We start from the raw sequence: 217 nt of genomic DNA on the forward strand, positions 1-217 counted from the left end.
GCTCGACACAGAGGAAGGGCGCCCCCGGCTTGGTCCACAGCGCAAGATTGGGCAGGTTTTCGAAATGGAAATGCATGGCCGGCCCGCCTTCTGCGCCATAGCGCAGCCCTTCGCCCGCACCGTTCGGGAAAATCATCGCATCCTGCTCGAACATGGCATGATCGAGCACCAGCCGGCCGGCATCGAACGGCGAGGGCAAGGCCGCAGGGTTGATGAG

The 217-nt window shown here is 63.6% G+C and carries 1 pseudogene; it reads right to left on the reverse strand.

Annotated elements, in window-relative coordinates:
- Positions 1 to 217: pseudogene (locus AF337_RS31535) on the reverse strand (aldose 1-epimerase family protein); the annotation flags it as partial.

The organism is Rhizobium ecuadorense, assembly GCF_001187535.1.
GTDB lineage: Bacteria > Pseudomonadota > Alphaproteobacteria > Rhizobiales > Rhizobiaceae > Rhizobium > Rhizobium ecuadorense.